General features: G+C 36.4%; 14 protein-coding genes and 1 tRNA gene. 6 read left to right on the top strand and 9 right to left on the bottom strand.

Annotated features, from left to right (window positions below):
* The first annotated feature begins 30 nt into the window (after positions 1 to 30).
* On the top strand, positions 31 to 1,251 hold the full coding sequence (locus tag AC52CF_RS20565; protein ID WP_214591164.1) for a PQQ-dependent sugar dehydrogenase: 1,221 nt from the start codon (positions 31 to 33) through the stop codon (positions 1,249 to 1,251).
* 65 nt (positions 1,252 to 1,316) lie between these two features.
* Here the strand turns inward: AC52CF_RS20565 and AC52CF_RS20560 are convergent, their stop codons facing one another.
* The 5 genes from AC52CF_RS20560 to AC52CF_RS20540 all read right to left on the bottom strand — a co-directional run bounded on the left by AC52CF_RS20560 (position 1,317) and on the right by AC52CF_RS20540 (position 7,636).
* Complete coding sequence (locus AC52CF_RS20560; protein WP_496517617.1) at positions 1,317 to 3,752, bottom strand: TonB-dependent receptor plug domain-containing protein; 2,436 nt, start codon at positions 3,750 to 3,752, stop codon at positions 1,317 to 1,319.
* A 221-nt stretch (positions 3,753 to 3,973) separates the two neighbouring features.
* Positions 3,974 to 5,131 carry a pyridoxal phosphate-dependent aminotransferase gene (locus AC52CF_RS20555; RefSeq protein ID WP_496517616.1) on the bottom strand — a complete coding sequence of 386 codons (1,158 nt, stop codon included), beginning with the start codon at positions 5,129 to 5,131 and terminating at the stop codon, positions 3,974 to 3,976.
* A 1-nt stretch (position 5,132) separates the two neighbouring features.
* On the bottom strand, positions 5,133 to 6,218 hold the full coding sequence (locus AC52CF_RS20550) for an FAD-dependent oxidoreductase (RefSeq protein ID WP_214587971.1): 1,086 nt from the start codon (positions 6,216 to 6,218) through the stop codon (positions 5,133 to 5,135).
* Positions 6,219 to 6,424: 206 nt separating this feature from the next.
* Positions 6,425 to 7,042, bottom strand: coding sequence for a DUF502 domain-containing protein (locus tag AC52CF_RS20545; RefSeq protein ID WP_214587972.1), 618 nt, complete (start codon positions 7,040 to 7,042; stop codon positions 6,425 to 6,427).
* Positions 7,043 to 7,054: 12 nt separating this feature from the next.
* Positions 7,055 to 7,636 carry a MiaE family protein gene (locus AC52CF_RS20540; RefSeq protein ID WP_375182134.1) on the bottom strand — a complete coding sequence of 194 codons (582 nt, stop codon included), beginning with the start codon at positions 7,634 to 7,636 and terminating at the stop codon, positions 7,055 to 7,057.
* A gap of 151 nt (positions 7,637 to 7,787) precedes the next feature.
* Here AC52CF_RS20540 and AC52CF_RS20535 point away from each other — a divergent pair, with 151 nt between their 5' ends.
* Entirely contained in the window at positions 7,788 to 8,030 is a 243-nt protein-coding gene (locus tag AC52CF_RS20535) for a hypothetical protein (protein ID WP_375182135.1), read from the top strand.
* Here the strand turns inward: AC52CF_RS20535 and AC52CF_RS20530 are convergent.
* Positions 8,027 to 9,118 carry an acyltransferase family protein gene (locus AC52CF_RS20530; RefSeq protein WP_375182136.1) on the bottom strand — a complete coding sequence of 364 codons (1,092 nt, stop codon included), beginning with the start codon at positions 9,116 to 9,118 and terminating at the stop codon, positions 8,027 to 8,029. The two genes, AC52CF_RS20535 and AC52CF_RS20530, sit on opposite strands and share 4 nt — an antisense overlap.
* A 115-nt stretch (positions 9,119 to 9,233) precedes the next feature.
* Positions 9,234 to 10,121: a neutral zinc metallopeptidase gene (locus tag AC52CF_RS20525; RefSeq protein ID WP_214587978.1), complete on the bottom strand. Its 888-nt coding sequence runs from the start codon at positions 10,119 to 10,121 to the stop codon at positions 9,234 to 9,236.
* A 181-nt stretch (positions 10,122 to 10,302) separates the two neighbouring features.
* Here AC52CF_RS20525 and rplU point away from each other — a divergent pair, with 181 nt between their 5' ends.
* The 4 genes from rplU (at position 10,303) to AC52CF_RS20505 (ending at position 11,588) form a co-directional block, all read left to right on the top strand.
* Entirely contained in the window at positions 10,303 to 10,692 is a 390-nt protein-coding gene (gene rplU, locus AC52CF_RS20520) for a 50S ribosomal protein L21 (RefSeq protein ID WP_185207426.1), read from the top strand.
* 29 nt (positions 10,693 to 10,721) lie between these two features.
* Positions 10,722 to 10,979, top strand: a complete 258-nt coding sequence (rpmA, locus tag AC52CF_RS20515) for a 50S ribosomal protein L27 (protein WP_047399085.1) — start codon at positions 10,722 to 10,724, stop codon at positions 10,977 to 10,979.
* A 200-nt stretch (positions 10,980 to 11,179) separates the two neighbouring features.
* On the top strand, positions 11,180 to 11,341 hold the full coding sequence (locus AC52CF_RS20510) for a bacteriocin-like protein (RefSeq protein WP_214587979.1): 162 nt from the start codon (positions 11,180 to 11,182) through the stop codon (positions 11,339 to 11,341).
* Between the two features lie 61 nt (positions 11,342 to 11,402).
* Positions 11,403 to 11,588 (top strand): bacteriocin-like protein, encoded by a 186-nt coding sequence (locus tag AC52CF_RS20505; protein WP_375181518.1) that lies wholly within the window; start codon positions 11,403 to 11,405, stop codon positions 11,586 to 11,588.
* Between the two features lie 42 nt (positions 11,589 to 11,630).
* Here AC52CF_RS20505 and AC52CF_RS20500 read toward each other — a convergent pair whose 3' ends face one another.
* Together AC52CF_RS20500 and AC52CF_RS20495 are read right to left on the bottom strand one after the other, a co-directional pair.
* The gene (locus tag AC52CF_RS20500) at positions 11,631 to 14,081 is read right to left on the bottom strand and encodes a DUF5686 family protein (RefSeq protein ID WP_250902072.1); all 2,451 of its coding nucleotides are present in this window, start codon (positions 14,079 to 14,081) and stop codon (positions 11,631 to 11,633) included.
* Between the two features lie 320 nt (positions 14,082 to 14,401).
* Positions 14,402 to 14,478: transfer RNA gene (locus AC52CF_RS20495), tRNA-Asn, on the bottom strand.
* Positions 14,479 to 14,514 lie beyond the last annotated feature (36 nt).

Raw genomic sequence — 14,514 nt, 5'->3', positions numbered from 1 at the left:
CATTTGAAATTCAATAATAATCCTAATTCAATGAAAATCAATAAACTTTATATTTCAGCAATCAGTGTTTTTCTCATATTTTCATCATGTAAAGAAAATACACTTAATGCCCAAAAGCTCGGGAAAGACGGAAGCGTAGAAACAAAAGAGCCTAATTCTCCGGAATATAAACCTGCTTTTGCCGGACAGACCAGAATAAAAGCTGTAAAAACCTCAACGCCTTATAATATCGAAATTTTAAATAAAGATCTGGGGAATCCTTGGGGAATTATCAATTTACCGGACGGAAGATTTTTAATTACAGATAAAAGAGGATACATGAATGTGGTTTCTGCCGACGGAAAAGAAATTTCAAAAATCGAAGGCTTCCCTAAAGTAGATTCGAAAGGGCAGGGCGGAATGCTTGACGTGGCTTTAGATCCTGATTTTAAAACAAACAATATCATTTATTTCAGTTTTTCAGAACCTTATGAAAATGGAAATCATACCGCTGTTGCAAAAGGAAAGCTTTCTCAGGATTTAAAAACAATTTCTGAAGTAAAAGTTATTTTCAGAGCAACTCCGACGTATGATGGAGACAAGCACTATGGAAGCCGATTGGCATTTGATAAAGACGGAAATTTATTTGTAAGTACAGGAGAAAGATCGGATAAGCAAACGAGAGTTTATGCGCAGAGAACGGATAATTATTTAGGTAAAATCTTAAAAATAACAAAGGAAGGGAAGCCGGCTCCCGGAAATCCTTTCATAGGAAAAACAGGGTTTAAACCTGAAATTTATGCGTACGGAATAAGAAATCCGCAAGGTCTGGCAATTGATCCGAGCGGAAATCTCTGGGATGTAGAAATGGGACCGAGAGGCGGAGATGAAATTAATTTAATAAAACCCGGAAAAAATTACGGTTGGGGAGATGTAACCTACGGAATCGAATATTCCGGAGATAAAATCAACAATGGGACAACACAAAAAGCAGGAACAGAACAGCCTGTCTATTACTGGGATCCTGTGATTTCGCCAAGCGGAGTTACGTTCTACACCGGAAATATCGACGAATGGAAAGGGAATCTAATGATCGGCTGTTTAAGCGGAGAACACATCAGCCGGATTGTAATGAAAGACAATAAAGTGATAGGAGAAGAAAGGCTTCTGGAAGATCAGAACGAAAGATTCCGAGATGTTCTCAATGGAAGCGACGGAAATCTGTACGCTGTTACAGACAGTGGAAAATTGTATAAAATTTCTAAAAAATAATAGTTTTGTTCAATAAATAATGGCTTCCGAATTTCCAGAAGCCATTATTTGTTATGATATAAAGATTAAAATTTAAAATTAAATCTTGCAAAAACCTGTCTTCCTGCAAATCCCATCTGTACCGGATCAAAAATACCTCCTGATTCCGTGTTTCCGGATGAAACAGCATCTCTTTGTAAAGTAGCGTATCTGTTGAATAAATTTTTGCTTCCTATAGTCAGATTGATGTTTTTGGAAAATTCATAACCAAAAGAAAGATCTGTCGTGACTTTCGGATTGTAAGTCTGGTAATCGTCCGGTCCGTTATAGCCTACCAGAGTCACTTTATCAAATCTAACCAGCTGTAAATTAGCATTGAATTTACTGATCTTATAATTCAGGTTTAAATTGATCTTCGTTTTCGGTGCAGAAGCTAAAATAAAAGCTCTTTCCCTAGGGCTGAGATAAATGTCTTCTTTTCCTTTCAGCCTGTCGGAAGTATTCACTTTTGTGATCTCCATTTCGTTGTAGTTTCCGGCTAATGTTGCCGTCAGTTTTCCTTTTCCGATATTTTCGTTAAAACTTAAAATAACATCAAGCCCTTTAGTTCTTGTATCTATTGCGTTGGTGAAAAACTGAGTCTGATCGATGCGGTTTTCAATTAAAATATTTCCGATCGCATCATCATCCTGCGAGAAATTTCCCGTTAAAACAATTCTGTCTTTTACCTTGATGTAATATCCATCTACTGTTGCCGTAAATTTCCCTGTGTTAAAGGTAAATCCGGCACTTCCATTCACAGAAGTTTCCTGTTTAAGCTGCGGAATTCCTACTGCTTTTGCCAGATTACTGTCATTAGACGCCAATTGAATTGTTACCAGATTTCCGCCCTGAAAATTGGTAAACTGTAAGCTGTAATATTTCTGAGCCAGAGAAGGAGCTCTGAATCCCGTAGAAAAAGAGCCGCGGAATGCAAACTGTGGTGTTATTTTGTATCTTGTAGACAGTTTTCCATTCAGGGTGCTTCCGAAATCATTATAATTTTCGAATCTTCCGGCAACGCTTACCATCCAGTTTTTGGTAATGTCGAGTTCGGTATCTACATACGCTGCAAAATTATTTCTGGATTTGTTAATTTCCTGAGAATATCCGGGAAAGCCCTGAGAACCGCCCGGTCTTACATTTCCGCTTAATGGGTTGATTACCAATAATGTTGAAGGAGTACTTACCGTCACAATATTTCCATTCACATCATACATAGCGTAAGAAGCTTCTTCACCTTTGATAATATTGAATTTTTCATATCTGAATTCTGATCCGAACGCCACATTCAGCCCTTCCAGAACCGAAAACTGTCTGGTTGCATTGAAGCCTGTTGTATTCTGCAGCAAAGAATGTCCTCCTGCATCAAAACTCGTTGGTGATTTTACACCCAGCGTTGCATTAATGGTATGATCGATCTGGTAAGTAAATCTGTTGCTTCCGAACGCATTGTACGCATCAACTTCCCACTCTGCAACTTTAAATTTTAAACCATTATCAAAGGTGAAATCAGAAATACTGGTGTCCTGAACAGGATTGAAGCCATTGGGATAAACCTGCGGGATATTTCCGTCTGCATCCGCACTTCTTGTCCATGCATATGCGTTGGTATTCCTGTGCGAAAATCCTTGTCTGGAATAGAATTTTAAATTATCCGATATCGGAATCTCAATATTTCCGAAAAAATAAAAATTCTGTGATTTTGCATCCCCAAATCTTTGTCTCGGAGCATCGTATTTTTCAGGATTGGCATTACGGATCGCATATTCTTTATTCACAAATTCTGCCGTAAAATTTCCGAAACCGCCTTTAGAGCCTATTTTTGTTCCATAATTTCCGTAAAAGTCAAAAGTATTTCCGTCTATTTTCCGGTCAGAAACCACATCATGATCTCCCGGACTTTTAAAAAGATTGACTCCATAAAAAGCATTGCCTTCAAAACCGTGATTACGGTCATTTAAAATTACATTAATTACTCCTGCAATCGCATCCGAACCATATTGTGCCGATGCTCCGTCACGAAGAACTTCAATTCTTTTTATCGCACCCACAGGAATCGTGTTCATGTCAGATCCCGTATTCCCGCGGCCTTTTGTACCAAAAAGGTTGATTAATGAAGACTGATGATATCTTTTTCCGTTGAGCAAAAGCAATGTCTGATCAGGACCAAGTCCTCTTAATGTTGCCGGATCTACTGCATCTGCTCCATCTGATCCGGATTGTTTATTGGAATTAAATGAAGGTGCAGAAAACTGTAAAAGCTGGTTGACTTCAATCTGCCCTGTTGACTGGCTTACCTGTTTAATGTCGATGATGTCAATCGGAACCGGAGTGTCTACAACCGTTCTTTTTTTATTCCTGCTTCCTGTTATGGCTACCTCATCAATCTTTCCTTCTTTAGAGATGGTATCATTGGTCTGCTGAGAATACAGAACAGAAGATACTCCAAGAAAAAAGGCACTTATGTATTTAATTTTCATATTTCGTTAGATTTAAATTGACATTTATATCAAAAATATTAAATTTTGTTTTTAAATCAGTAATAAAATATGGTTTTATTTGATAAATGTATTTAAATTAAATAAAAACAGTGATTATGTAGAAAAATAGAATCGGTATAATTTTAAGAAAAAATGAATTTCTGAATATTTTTTTTAATAAAAAACGGATTCAAATTTATTGAATCCGCTTTCATATTTTTTTAAAAACTGTTGATTATTCTGTTCAATCCTTCGGAGAGAATTTCCTGCGAAGTTGAAAAACAGATTCTGACGTGTCCTTCAGCGCCTTTTCCGAACCATCGTTCCGAGCCGGGAACAATCGCTACTTTTCCTTCTTTTAAAACATGTTGTGCAAATTCGTCGCTGGACATGCCATTGTTAATCTTAGGGAAAATAACAAATGTTGCTTCAGGATGATTAGGAATTAAAATACCCGAATTGCTAAGCATATTGTAAGCTAAATCTCTGTTGTTCTGTAAATGCGCAAGAAAATCATTAAACCATGGTTTTGCTTTATCTATCGCAACACTTGCCGCAATCTGCGACAGTGTAGAAACACCTTCGATGGTTGAATTAAACATGGATTTTTCTGTAAAATCATCCAGCAATTCCTGATCATTGCATAAAACCGCACCAATTCTCAATCCTGCAATTCCAAACGATTTTGAAAATCCGAAAACAGTAAAACTTTTCTTTTTAGCATTCTCAGAGACAGAAGAGTAGGTGTTGAATTCTTTTTTGTCGTACACAATATCGCTCCAGATTTCATCGCTCATTACCCAAAGATCATGAGCAGCCGCAATGTCTGCAATTTTCTGTAAAATTTCTTTGGAATATACTCTTCCTACAGGGTTGTGGGGATTACAGATGCTGATCAGTTTTGTTTTCGGAGAAATTAAAGAAACCAGCATTTCAAAGTCGATATCTCCAGTTTTGGAATCTACCGCGCATAATTTAATATTTCCGCCAACCGAATCCACTGTTTTTTTGAAAAGGAAATCCACCGGATCGAAAATAATCGCTTCGTCTCCCGGATTCAGCACATATTTGGCAACCATATACATTCCCATTGCGGCACTGTTTACAGCCAAAACATTTTCCGGAGTAAAGCTGCCTTTTTTTCCTGTATTAAAATGCTCTGCAACACTTTTTTTGAACTCAGGAAGTCCGGAGAATGGGCCATAACTCAAATAGCCGTCCTTAATATATTCTATGATTCCGTTTTCTATTTCTTTAGACATTCTGAAGTCCGGATCTGCTGCAGTTAAAGGGATAATACCTTCTTCCAGAGTTGCCCATCTTCCGTTGTAGGCTTTTCTTTTCAGCGCTTCAAAATTGATATCGTTGTTTGTGAACATTTTATTTATATGAAATTGGTAAGGTATTTTTAGGCTGTTCGTTCAGAGGTAAAAGGAATTGCTCCAGTAAAGCTCTTCCGTTTTTGATGTGGGTTTCGATTTCAGGCTTTCGGTCTTCTTCGTATTTTCTGAACGTTTCCTGAAGGTCATTTCCTTCAGCTAAAAGATTTGTTAATGTGAAAGAATCTTTCAATGCAGAAGTAACACCCTGACTTGTAAAAGGAATCAGCGGATGTGCAGCATCGCCGATGAAAACGACATTCTGATGGTAAAAAGGATTTAATTTTTCAAGTTCATACACTCTCCAGATATGGGCGTTTTCATAACTTGAACCTTCAATAATGGATGAAACAAGAGTATTCCAGCCGCCAAAATTATCCAGCATAAACTGTTTAATGCAGTCCGGACTATAATCTTCGTTGATGAAATGTTTGGTAATATCAAACTGACAGTACCAAAGAATTTTTGTAGAAGAAAGTTTTAAAACACCAAAAGTAAGTCCGCCGTTTTCATGATGAAATTTCAGGAAATTGCTTTCAATTCGGCTTGCGAGTTCTTCATTTTCGATGATATTTACCACTTCATTTTCCAGAACGGCTCTCATGATTTCGTCCTGAAAAATGGTTCTTCTGATACGGCTTCTTGATCCGTCTGAGGCAACGACAACGTCTGCTTCTAAAGTATTATTTTCGTCCAGCGTAATTTGTGCTTTTCCCTCCGAAAATCCATTCAGTGCCACAGTTGAATTGTAAGAAATTTTATCTGATGGAATTCTCTTCGCAAGAATTTCAATCAAAGTACTTCTGGAAACGACAAAAACATCATCCAGATCCTTTTCGGAAAGAATTTCGCCGCTTTGGTTGTAATGGATGTATTTTTTCAGAAAACTTCCTCTGGCGTAAAGATCGTTAATATCAATAATAGCTGAAAGATGCTCAATTCCCTCTTTGGGAATGATAAATCCATGTCCTTTCAGATCGTTTGGGGTTCTTCTTTCGTAGAGATGATAGTCGATATTATTTTTTTCCAAATAATTTGCCATACTCAGTCCGGATACACCGGCTCCTATGATTGCAACTTTGCCCATCTTTTTATTGTTGTTAGTTTTGTTTTTTTAATTTGTAAAATTTTCATTAAAACAGAATAATCTGCGTAAATTTTTTATTTGTGAAAACAGGATTATCCGTTAATGATATGAAAAGAATGTTTCCTTACTGCTAAAATTCAGCCCTTTGAAGGAAATGTGAAATAGATAATATCTTCTGTGATATTATTTCAGAATAAAAAGAAAGACTATTCCGGTGCCTTGAAAATATTATCATCGGAATGGAACCCCGCAACACCGCCGCTTACCGCAAATTTCATTGCAGAAGCAGCCGTCATCCCTACAACAGGTTTGATGTTTTTTTCTTCCGTAACGATTACCCAGCCCGAAATGGCATAAGAGTGGGGAAGGTATACCGCTACGTAATTGTGTTTTTCGACATCTGCCATTTCTTTTTGCGTTAAAAACCCGATTCTCCATATTTCAGGATTTTCGTTGGTCTTTACCCAGACCGGATCGTTGAATTTTTTTTTGTCTCCTACGAAGGAGGACATTACGTCTTTTGTGGGGGTGTAGATATGTTTTACACCGGGTGTTTTTTCAAGAAGACGATCCATGGAATCGAAAAAGAATCTTCCGACCACGAATTTATTTCCCAAAAAACCTAAAAGTGCGGTAAATAAAATGGTCGAGATAAAAACAAGACCGGGAATTTCCTTTGCAACGGAAGGAATAATGTTATCAATAGACGTTACAATATACCAGATGACAAAAATTGTCAGTCCGATGGGACCGATAATCACTAGTCCCTGAAAGAAATTTTTCAGGAAAAAATTGGCAATATTTTCAAACGTCAGTTTTTTCAATCTCAATACTATTTATCCGTGGATGGTTTCGCCTTTTCCGTAAGACTGTATAACTTTTGCTTCATATTCCAGCCATTCTTCCCATCGTTTATTTACTTTTTCTTCGTCTCCAAGCTGTCTTGCAAACCCGATGAAGGTGGTGTAATGGTTGGCTTCTGAAATCATCAGTTCTCTGTAGAAGGTTTTAAGCTCCTCATCTTTGATATTTTCAGTCAGAACTTTAAATCTTTCACAGCTTCTGGCTTCAATCATAGCTGCGAAAAGCATTTTATCTACAATAAGATCGTCTCTGTTCCCGCCTTTCTGGATAAAATTCACCAGTTCATTCACATAATCGTCTTTTCGGGTACGTCCGAAAGTATAGCCTCTTTTTTTTATAATTTCATGAACCTGATGAAAATGCTCCAGTTCTTCCTGTGCGATGGCAAGAAGTTCCGTCACGATTTCCGGATATTCAGGAAGCATTGTGATTAATCCGATGGCATTGGTAGCTGCTTTTTGCTCGCACCACGCATGATCCGTTAAAATTTCTTCAATGTTTCCTTCTGCAATATTTGCCCACCTTGGATCGGTAGGAAGTTTCAACTTAAACATGTTTTAAAATTTTCTGTAAAATTAAAATAATTTGCAATACGATTAAAGTTTATTTAAAGATTCAGAACGTTGAAAAAATATTTTTCTTAATAATTTAAAAATCTTGGTATTTAATTTGTTTTCAATAAAAAACCAAATTAAAATATAAACAATGGAAACTATTACAACTTTAAAATCTAAAGCAGAGGCTTTACTTTCAGCAATTTTTGTTCTTTTTATGTCAGCGTTCAGCTTCGCACAGGAAACTAAAACGGGAGGCGGAACCGTAACAACAGAACAAACTACAACTACAACGACAGAATGGTATGCAAATCCTACTTACATTATTATCGGAGCTGTTGTTTTAATTGTAATCATCGCACTTATTGCAAGAGGAGGAAGAGAAAGGGATTAATGAGATGCAGTTTTGCTTCTTAAAAGCTCTAAAACTTTCCAACCCCATTCATCAACTTTTTTCAAGCCGGCTGAAATGATGAATGCCAAAATAATATTGATTCCGTAAATTAAAATCATTAAAATCCACCAAGGCATATTTTCTTTCATGGGAACGACTAAAAAGTAAACGAGTGAAGAGCTTATTCCCTGTGCAAAATAAAAAAATATCGCATTTTTCCCAATGTAGGTCACAACATTTTCTTTTGTGATCTTAAACCTGTTATAAAAAACAAAAAGGGTTACCAGAGAAAACAGCGTCCAGATAATATAAGGAATCTGAGGCGGAAATTTATTTTTATTGATTTTGTAAAATATTTCCGGTCCGTAAAATCCGAAGAGTCCTGCTAACGCAATCGCAACAAATCCGTATAATACAGGAACCATCCTGTCCGGAATTTTTTTACCTTTCATTCTATTTCCAATCAGAAAAACAGTCAGGTAAAAAGCAACATATCCTACCTGTCCGGAAGGATAAATTTCCGGAAAAATATTAAATAATAAGGTCAATCCTGCACAAAGCCCAATGAACCAGTTAACATGTTTCGGAAAGAATTTTAATATTAAAACACCAAAAACGGTTAAAATATAATATACTTTTAAATACCAAAAGCTCCCCATTACCACAGGGAAAGTATCTACATTGATGTATTGGTGAAGATACCAGTTGCCTAAATTTTCCCATTGCGGAGTGGTAGAAATACTTGTGGTAGCATACTTTGATCCGAAGGTCGAATAAAAATTCTGCAGCCATTCCAGAGAAAAAAATGTTAATCCGAAAACTTTGAAGAAATAATCCAGAAAGAACAGAAGAGTTACAAAAATCATATATGTGATCTGCAATTTCAGCAGCCTGTATAATGTTTTTTCGATATTGGAACCGGATGTTATTCCGCTTAATGCGTAAAACAATGCAACATCAAATACCAAAGAGAAAACCCTCACTTCAGGCTGGATATAAAATTGCCCCGACCAGAAAGCGGTATGGATGAAAATGATGGAAATGGTAGCCAGTCCTTTTGCGAAATCAATATAGAGGTCTCTGTTCATTTTTTTTGATATGATGTTTCAAAAGTAATAAACTTTAAGAATATGCAGACAAATAAAAAGAGACAGGAATCGTGTCCCTGTCTCTTCGAGAAAGATATTTCCAAAAAATGATAATCTATTTCAGGTTTTTAAATTCTTCGGCAGAGATTTCTCCGGTCTGAATTTGTTTAAGCTCCTCAAGATACTGCTGCATATAAGCATCAAGTTCAGGATATTGCGTATTTTTTGCCATTTTGTAAGTTCCGTTCAATACTCCCTGATAATAATAGAAGAAGTTATAATCGAAATCTGCAGCAGTAAGGCTGTACTGACCCAGTAAAAATCCTAGACGAACAGCAGATCTTCTCTGTGCGGGAGTTCCGTGGTGACCCGGACTTGTAGTCTGGTAATCGCCAATGCTTTGTGCAAATTCGTAAGCGGCTGCAATCTGCGTAAAGCTTGTCTGGTTGTATCCGTTTGGTCTTCTCAGATAATATCCTGCAAAGCCATCTGCTTCCAGTTCGTTTGGTCTTGCCGTAGATTCTGTTACTGTAGGCAGTCCAAAAATGTACTGAAGCTGATGTCCGTACTCATGAGCAAGAATCATCGCGTTTACAATGTCTCCGCCTTTTGCTTTTGCATCGTAATAAATAGCGTAGCCGTAATAGATTTTTCCTGTAGAATAGGAAATTGCATTGTAGGTAGAATTAAAATTCGAAGGATCATTCACAAATCTCAATGTAGGATTGCTCCTTCCCCACATGCTTGCAATTTTTGTCATCTGAGAATTCATAAAATTGGTGTCTGTAGAATTCTGTAATGAAGTAAGCAGTACAGATGAAGAACTCCAGTTGTTATCAACATAATAGCAGACTTTCTCCAGACCATTCGGTTGTTCCGGCTTTAAGCTTTCTGCCTTTTGCTCCTGTTGTACAGGTGTTTCCATGGTGTCGTCGTTACATGCTGACAGAGAAAGTGCAGCAATGGCTCCCAAAAGAATCGGGAATTGGATTTTTCTTTTCATATATACAAATATTTTGGTGAAAACGAAGATAAAAAATAAAAAGGAATTTCATATCACTTTATTGTGAAAAAATATTCAAAACATAGTAAAATTTTATTTTAAAAAAGATTGAATTGAATTTGAAGAGATTAGAAAATATTTCTTATATTTGCACCTCGAAATAACTAAAAATTTATAAACAATGTTTGCAATTGTAGAAATAGCAGGGCTTCAATACAAAGTTGAGCAAGACCAGAAGTTGTTTGTAAACCGTTTAAAAGGAGATAAAGGAGGAAAAGTATCTTTTGATAAAGTACTTCTTACTGTAAACGGAGCAATCACGGTAGGCGCCCCAGCTGTAAGCGGAATCACTGTAGAGGCAGAGATCCTGGATCATGTAAAAGCTGATAAAGTAATCGTTTTCAAAAAGAAAAGAAGAAAAGGTTACAAAGTGAAAAATGGTCACAGACAATCATTAACTCAAATTCAGATTACTGGTATTACAGGATTTGAAGGAGCTAAAAAAGCAGAAAAACCTGCTAAAAAGACAACTAAAAAAGCTGACGCTGAAGCAACTGAAGGCGCAGAATAATTTTTTAAACCAAAAAACCTTAAAATAAAATGGCACACAAGAAAGGAGTTGGTAGTTCCAAAAACGGTAGAGAATCTCACTCTAAAAGATTAGGTGTAAAGATTTTCGGTGGTCAAGATGCTATTGCAGGTAACATCATTGTTAGACAAAGAGGTACTCAACACCACCCAGGTGCAAACGTGGGTATCGGTAAAGATCACACTTTGTTCGCATTAGTTGACGGAAAAGTAGTTTTCAGAAAGAAAGCAAATAACAGATCTTTCGTATCTGTAGAAGCAAACGCATAATATATAAGCGTTTTATAAAAATTAAAAGCCTTGGCAATTTTGCTGAGGCTTTTTTGTATTTTGATGTGAGGAAAAGTTAAAGTTTTTATATTTATTCAATTTAACGGGAAATATTTATATATTTGGTAACTATCAAATAACGAATATATTGCGTAAGCCGAAAAGCAGACAGAGTAGGCAACAAATTAAACCAAACTAATATGAAAAATCTAAAAAAATTAACAAAAAGACAGCTTAAAACAATTGCTGGAGGAGAAAAATGTCCTGCCTTAGCCAGTTGGTGTTCTGAATGGTGTACTTGGACGGCATGGCAAAAAGCACATTGTCTGAATGCGGTAATTGATACTCCTTGTGATTGCTAAACTAAAGAATTCAAGCCTCTTTTTTGAGGCTGTTTTACCAACTTTATAAAAATCTATAACTATGAAAAATTTAAAAAAAATCCAAAGACAGGATCTTAAAAATGTAATGGGAGGAGCATCTCCGGATCAGGGATGCTTACCTTGCGATGTGTATTGTAGACTTCCGGAAGGGCAGAAACCGCCATGTAAAATTGTGTACATTGTAGCGCATTGCAATAGCTGCAAAGGTTATGGTGAAGAATCTTAAGAAATAAAAAAAAACTCCTTCGCGCTGAAGGAGTTTTGTATTTTAAAAGCCGACCTGAAAACCTGCTTTAATTCCGAAAGTTGAAATATCCGGTCTGTTGAGGTAATTTCCGCGCCAGTTGAAATCTACTCTGAAAATTCGAAGGTTTCCGAAACCAATATTTTCGATCCCGAAACCGTATTCATAATAAATATGCTCACTTGGGGCAGAATATTTGAATCCTTCCACATTAATCGCTTTAGAAGCGTCGCTTAATGTTCCGTAAGCTCCTCTGATGAAGGCAATCTCTCTTAATTTTAATTTTTTGATCAAAGGAATATAAGAAAGGATTTTCCCGTTGAAATGATGCTCTAAATGAAGCGTAGTATACGTATCAGCCACAAATTCATAGTAATTAAGCTGTGCAAATGTATTCTGAGCGAGACTATATGACTGGTTTCCCGGAATTACGTTCTGTAAAGCCAAGGGAACGGTATTGAAATTCTTTCCAGCCTCAAAGCTGACTACTGTTTTTCCCCAGCTTCCGATCAGAAAAGGCTTATAAAACAGGAACTGCAATTTGTTATAATTAAAATCCGACCCGAATAAACCTTCAACACCTTTTGTGTATTTCAAGACAATAGTGGGGGCAAGAGTTCCGTGTTCGTGTCTGTCGATTCCGGTCTGGGAAAATTTTGCTCCCGGTCTTGCGATTAAGCTTAATGTAAAATGCGAATCATTGGTTGTTTTTCTCAAATCTCCGTTTTTGTAATACATGAGATTAAATCCTTCGGGATTTGCCGATTTAATGCTTTGCATGGTTCCGTCTAGTCTGATCTGAAAATTTTTCCAGGGTTCAATAGAAGTAAATACATTTGTCTGGTTTATCGAGCTTAGTGAAGCGTTTTCTCCTCTTGCAAAAATCGTTGAAGAAGCAAACGTTCTTGCCATAATTCCGTCATCATTGGTCAGCCGAACGCCAAGCTGTAGAATATCTCTTCTTGTTCCTGCTCCTACCGTAAAACGGTTTACTCTGTTAAACATAAATCTTCCTTCAACACCATATTTCACCTGTTGGTCTTTGAATCCATAAGCGGTGTAAAACTGAACTCTCCAGGGATCGTTCCGTGTGAAATAGGTTCTTGCTCCAATTCGTATCCTGTCGCCTTCTACCTGATTTTTTCCATACACAGAAAAAATAGGACCTAAATCAATACCTTTTGTAATGTTATAATATCCGGAACCCAGCGTTTCGTAAAGTTTTACAATACGGTTAAATTTTGGAGTCTGCTCAAGCTTATCAAGCATATCATAAATGCCCTGCTCGCTTTTTGACAGGGAATCAGGTCTTGCTTTTACCCAATACGCATCATCTTTTTCTACAAATTTATCATTGTATTCCTCTTCCTTTCTTTTAAAGATTTTGTCTTCAAGCGGTTTATTAAACTGGTATTCCGAATAATCTACGGATCTTTTGGCAATAATGCTTTTTGAAGTTTTCTTTTTTGAAAAAGGAGTCATTTCAATTTCTGTAACAAATTTCCTCGGCAAAAAAGTATTTTCGTCGGGATTGTCATATTCCAGTTCTGTAGAAATTCCGTTAATAAAATTTACATTAATTTTTTGCGTGGATTTTAAGGTTGCACCCAAAACTGCATAACTGTCTGTATCAATATAAAGATATCCCTGAAATGCTAAAACTTCTGTCCTTTTCGGCTGATAGCGGATTTTGAAAGCATTTTCTCCGCGTACTGAAATAGTATCTACCAGATTATAATCATATGTACTGAAGCTTGTTTCTCCGGCAGGACTTGGGAATCCGATGTCGAAATAATTTAAAGTATTATCATAAATATTGATGTCGCGGTAAAGGTTTTTAGCCATCAGAGTAATGATCTGGTTATCCTGAAAACCTGATGTTTTTTGTGCCGTGAGAAGCCTTTTTGTACGTTTGGAAGGTCTGTTTTCTCCGTAATTTTCGTAAACGGCTTCATTGAGGAAAATAGGAAGGCCAATTTTTCCGCTTGCCGTGGAATCTTTATAATCAAAAATGAATTCAAGTTTATTGAAGATTTTTCTCTTCATGAATGCACTGTCCAGATTATTGGCATCAAACTGAATTTTTTCGTATTCTTTATAGGTATAGGTGTCGAATTTATCTAAACCGTTGTTTCTCTTCCGTTCCCAGACTTTCTGCATGATCGCGTAAGCGGGATTTTCCTTTTTGTTTTTATATTTCGGTTTTTCGTTATGAATAACAACTTCCTGTATACTCCCGACTTTTTCCTGAGCCAGTTTCACAAAAATATTGCTGGCATTCTGTGGAGTTACATCAACACTTTCTAAAGAATAATTTTTTCTTAAAAATCTGAGTTTATAAATCAGGCTGTCTGACTGTACGGTAAATTTTCCGGAAGTGGTTGTAAGAGATGGTTTTTGATTTTCATTAATGAAAATATCTACTCCTGAGACCTCCTTATTGGTCTTTGCGTCTACAATTCTGCCGTTTGCCAAATTTTGTGAGTATACGAGATCTGCAAAAAATAGAAATAAAAAGAGGGAATAATATTTGGAATTGTTAATTAACATTTGTTGTTTCTTCAAGCTATTTGCATAACAAAAAGTATGCACTTTTATTATAAAAAAATAAATATTATTTAAACTTTTAATGGTTTAAATACAAAACTGCAAATGTAATAAAAATAACATCATCGTTTTGACGGTGTTATAGTTATTGTTTTGTTAAAATATGATGATTTTTAAGAAATTATTTTTGAGTTGATGTGATGCAAAATCGCAGAAATAAAAAAGACCTACATTTCTGTAAGTCTTTTTGGCTCCTCCTGCTGGGCTCGAACCAGCGACCCTCTGATTAACAGTCAGATGCTCTAACCAACTGAGCTAAGGAGGAATGTCCTTTGTTTTAAGTGGTGCAAATATAGGACGA

The sequence above is a fragment of the Chryseobacterium sp. 2P genome (assembly GCF_059579425.1).
This window is presented reverse-complemented; position numbering and strand designations above follow the sequence as displayed.

Bases quoted from the DNA above. Each gene is read 5' to 3' on its own strand.
- AC52CF_RS20565 (WP_214591164.1), top strand. From the start codon at position 31: ATGAAAATCAATAAACTTTATATTTCAGCAATCAGTGTTTTTCTCATA.
- AC52CF_RS20560 (WP_496517617.1), bottom strand. From the start codon at position 3,752: ATGAAAATTAAATACATAAGTGCCTTTTTTCTTGGAGTATCTTCTGTT.
- AC52CF_RS20555 (WP_496517616.1), bottom strand. From the start codon at position 5,131: ATGTTCACAAACAACGATATCAATTTTGAAGCGCTGAAAAGAAAAGCC.
- AC52CF_RS20550 (WP_214587971.1), bottom strand. From the start codon at position 6,218: ATGGGCAAAGTTGCAATCATAGGAGCCGGTGTATCCGGACTGAGTATG.
- AC52CF_RS20540 (WP_375182134.1), bottom strand. From the start codon at position 7,636: ATGTTTAAGTTGAAACTTCCTACCGATCCAAGGTGGGCAAATATTGCA.
- AC52CF_RS20535 (WP_375182135.1), top strand. From the start codon at position 7,788: ATGGAAACTATTACAACTTTAAAATCTAAAGCAGAGGCTTTACTTTCA.
- AC52CF_RS20530 (WP_375182136.1), bottom strand. From the start codon at position 9,118: ATGAACAGAGACCTCTATATTGATTTCGCAAAAGGACTGGCTACCATT.
- AC52CF_RS20525 (WP_214587978.1), bottom strand. From the start codon at position 10,121: ATGAAAAGAAAAATCCAATTCCCGATTCTTTTGGGAGCCATTGCTGCA.
- rplU (WP_185207426.1), top strand. From the start codon at position 10,303: ATGTTTGCAATTGTAGAAATAGCAGGGCTTCAATACAAAGTTGAGCAA.
- rpmA (WP_047399085.1), top strand. From the start codon at position 10,722: ATGGCACACAAGAAAGGAGTTGGTAGTTCCAAAAACGGTAGAGAATCT.
- AC52CF_RS20510 (WP_214587979.1), top strand. From the start codon at position 11,180: ATGAAAAATCTAAAAAAATTAACAAAAAGACAGCTTAAAACAATTGCT.
- AC52CF_RS20505 (WP_375181518.1), top strand. From the start codon at position 11,403: ATGAAAAATTTAAAAAAAATCCAAAGACAGGATCTTAAAAATGTAATG.